Raw genomic sequence first — 3,076 nt, forward strand, 5'->3', positions numbered from 1 at the left:
GCGAGCGCATCGGCGCCCGCATCGCCCGGTCCGCGGCCCACTGCCGTCGCGCCCCGGCCGGAGCCTGCGGCATCGACTTCCTCGGTCGTCCCATCCAACACCTCCACGATCAAGGTGTTGCGACGACCGGTTGAATTCGCCCCGTGAACGACAGTCAGAGTGTGGGCAGGCCACAGCGGTCGCTCTTTGTCGAGCACACTGCCGTCGACGGTGTGCGGGTGGTCGCGGTGCGCGGCGACATCGACCACGACGTCACAGACGTACTCCGCGAGGCCCTGCTCACGCACCGGGACGCGGCGCCGCCCCGGGTCGTGGTCGATCTCAGCGGGGTGGAGTTCCTCGACTCCAGCGGCGTCAACGTCCTCATCCACGCCCACCAGAGCGTCAGCGCCGCCCGGGGACGGCTGCGGATCGCCGCGGCCCGGCCGCCGGTGCTGCGGGTCATCCGCCTGGTCGGCATCGACACACTGATCACCTGCCACCCCACCGTCAAGGAGGCCCTGGACGACTGACCCCCTCCGGCCACCACCCGCCTGCACCGTACTCAGCGCATCGGCCGCCGCACGGGGCCCGCCAGGTGAGCCGGTCGCGCTCGGTCGCCTGCCCGGCCCCGTGCCGCTCTTCGCGGGCGCGGGCCCGCTGGCGGACCGCACGGGCCGACGCCCTGCACCACTCCTGATCCGCCGCCGCCCGTACCGGCGAAAGGATCACCGCATGTCCGTCCTTGCGGTCCCGTGCCGCGCGTACGGTGGCAAGAGAGCCGGCTGCCGGGAGGAACCAGATGAGCGTGCAGCCCGACCCCGCATCCGTCCCGCCCCCTGCTCCCGCGCCCGCGGCTCCGGGTGCACTCCTGGCCCGGCTGCGCGAGGACCGGCACGCCGGTACTTGGGTGCCGGCCTTCGAGCGGCAGTGGAGGGCGGCGCTGGAGGAGTCCCGTGCCACGTTCTCCCTCGCGCCGCTGTACGAGGTCGTCCTCGACTGGCAGGGCCGCCTCGCCGCCGCCCCGGCCGTGGACGCGTTCGTCGCCTCCGGCTACGACGACGAAGACTTCATCGACATGGCACACCTAAGCGCCAGGCGCCGGTGACCGGACCGTACCCGGCCGGCGTCATCCCGCCGGCCGCGAAGGTCTCCACGACACCCCTGCCCGAGGAACGTCGAGGACATCGTGTGGGGGCCTCTTGGACGCGGCTGCAGCCGACCCTCACGACGAGACCAGCCGATTCATCAACGACGTCGTCGCCCCGCACCCGTCCCTCCGGGCCGAGGTCGCCTCACCGGCGGCGGGACCGGTCGGGTTTGCGTGAACCGTCCTGGTCGGGCGCCTCGTTCGGATGACAGTCCGCCCCGTGGAGAACCTGTCACAGGTAGTGATGCGTGAGGCAGAGCATGAGACCTCTCAGCGCCGTATGTGTGTCCGGTCCGGGCCTGGCCGTCGTCGACATCGCCGCCTGTGATGACGCCACCGCCTTCGCCGTCCTGGACCTGTTCGCCGTCCACTGCGCGATGGCACCGGCCGACTGCGGTGGCCACGAGCCCGGTAAGCCCGGCGTGCGGCTGCGGTTCTTCCTCAACCTGAACTCCGGCGCCGGCCCGGACGCGGACATCACTCCGGCGGACACGGGCACGGCCGCGCCCGGTGGCGGCCGTCCCCGGTGACCTGGGCGCTGCCCACGGCGCACGAGGCCCGGCGCCTTGCGGGGGCGGCAGGTCTGGCCCCCCCGTTGACGCTTCCAGGCGGTCTCGCGGTGCCGTAGCCCCCTGCTGCGTGCCCCTCGGCAGGGGGCTCTGCCGTGCGCGGGACACGCCAGCCGGTCCCGGGCGGGGAGGCGGCCGGTAGCCGGTCCGTACCGTACGCCGTCCCGGCGGTTGTCGTCCCCGGTTGTGTTCCGGCGGCGCGGTCGTGTGCCGGCCCGGCCATACTGGCGGGGTGGGGACGAATCCGTTGGACGGAGAGCAGCCCGCGGCCGGTGCCGCCGACGACGAGCCGCAGCGCGCCGCCGACACACGCGAGCGGGCTGCCGACGCGCGCGAGCGCGCTGCCGATGAACGCGAGCAGATGGCCGATCAGCGGGACCGGACGGCCGGCGAGCGGGATGCCACGGCCGATGAGCGGCTGCCGCCACGAGCCGGTCCGCCGACGATGGCGGCTGCCGCGGGGTGTGCACGCCCCGCTCCCTGTCCGTGAGCGGGTGTTCCGGACGGGCCGTCAGTTCTCGTGGTGGCCGGCGGGCGCAGCGCCGCCGTCGTAGTGGCCGGCGGGCTGCAGCTGGTGGCTGTCCCACGGCAGCGCACGCGCGGTCGCCGCCGGAGCCGCGCCCATCACCACGGCCGCAGCGGCTATGAGGATGGTGGTCATACGTTTACGCATCTTGCTCCCCCTTGTGTTGCTGGACGTGCAGTGGGACCCGTGGCAGGACCTCGAAGAATCGCCGACGCGACTTCTGGCTGGGTGAGCACGGGCAGCTTCACTGCAACCGCTGTTTCAGGAAAAGGCCACCCTAATCCCGGGGCCGTGTTCCGTGGATGAGCGTGTGCGTCGAGCGACCGGAGTGACCGAACTCCCAGACAACTCCAACGGAACCCGATGTGCGGAACGTGGTCTCAAACGGCACGGTGACGGGGCGGATCGGGGCAAACGTGCCGACCGGCCCGGTGCCGGTGGCTGCGGACAGCAGCAGATCGAGCGGGTCCTCGACGAACTGGAGCACCAGGTCCTCGACGAACTGGAACACCGGGTCCTTGACGAACTGGAGCACCAGGACCGGCGCCGGCCTCCCCGGTGAGCAGGCGGGCCACCCGCTCACCGGGGCCGCGCGGTCCCGGCCCGGCTTGCCCGGTGGCCTCAGAGGTCGGTGACGGTGATGTCGATGTCCACGCTGCCGTCGTCGGAGGACAGGGTGTACCTGCCGTTGCCGGCGAAGTTCTTGGTGCTGCGGGCGAGGTAGTCGTCGCCGCTGAGGGCGTCGTACTCGTCGACGTACGCGCCTATGCTCGCGATGTCCGACGAGGCGAACGGCAGGTTCATGGACGGCGCGGCGCTCGCGCGGGCCGGGGTGGAGTTGCCCTGGTTCTG

Annotated in this window: 6 protein-coding genes; 3 read left to right on the forward strand and 3 right to left on the reverse strand. The window is 72.4% G+C overall.

What is annotated here, in order from left to right; translation table 11 throughout:
• Positions 1–143 precede the first annotated feature (143 nt).
• The 3 genes from UW392_RS37815 to UW392_RS37825 all read left to right on the forward strand — a co-directional run bounded on the left by UW392_RS37815 (position 144) and on the right by UW392_RS37825 (position 1,659).
• Complete coding sequence (locus tag UW392_RS37815; RefSeq protein ID WP_320779761.1) at positions 144–512, forward strand: STAS domain-containing protein; 369 nt, start codon at positions 144–146, stop codon at positions 510–512.
• A 269-nt stretch (positions 513–781) separates the two neighbouring features.
• The gene (locus UW392_RS37820; protein ID WP_320779762.1) at positions 782–1,087 is read left to right on the forward strand and encodes a DUF6247 family protein; all 306 of its coding nucleotides are present in this window, start codon (positions 782–784) and stop codon (positions 1,085–1,087) included.
• 302 nt (positions 1,088–1,389) lie between these two features.
• On the forward strand, positions 1,390–1,659 hold the full coding sequence (locus tag UW392_RS37825; RefSeq protein WP_320779763.1) for a DUF6207 family protein: 270 nt from the start codon (positions 1,390–1,392) through the stop codon (positions 1,657–1,659).
• Positions 1,660–2,209: 550 nt separating this feature from the next.
• Here the strand turns inward: UW392_RS37825 and UW392_RS37830 are convergent.
• The 3 genes from UW392_RS37830 to UW392_RS37840 form a co-directional block, all read right to left on the reverse strand.
• A complete protein-coding gene (locus UW392_RS37830) occupies positions 2,210–2,359 on the reverse strand; it encodes a hypothetical protein (RefSeq protein WP_320779764.1) in 150 nt (49 codons plus the stop codon).
• Between the two features lie 142 nt (positions 2,360–2,501).
• Positions 2,502–2,759 carry a hypothetical protein gene (locus tag UW392_RS37835; RefSeq protein ID WP_320779765.1) on the reverse strand — a complete coding sequence of 86 codons (258 nt, stop codon included), beginning with the start codon at positions 2,757–2,759 and terminating at the stop codon, positions 2,502–2,504.
• An 86-nt stretch (positions 2,760–2,845) separates the two neighbouring features.
• On the reverse strand, positions 2,846–3,076 hold a 231-nt coding region (locus UW392_RS37840; RefSeq protein WP_320779766.1), incomplete at its 5' end, for a hypothetical protein.

The organism is Streptomyces sp. CRN 30 (assembly GCF_034105845.1).

Bases quoted from the DNA above. Each gene is read 5' to 3' on its own strand.
- UW392_RS37830 (WP_320779764.1), bottom strand. From the start codon at position 2,359: ATGACCACCATCCTCATAGCCGCTGCGGCCGTGGTGATGGGCGCGGCT.
- UW392_RS37820 (WP_320779762.1), top strand. From the start codon at position 782: ATGAGCGTGCAGCCCGACCCCGCATCCGTCCCGCCCCCTGCTCCCGCG.
- UW392_RS37825 (WP_320779763.1), top strand. From the start codon at position 1,390: ATGAGACCTCTCAGCGCCGTATGTGTGTCCGGTCCGGGCCTGGCCGTC.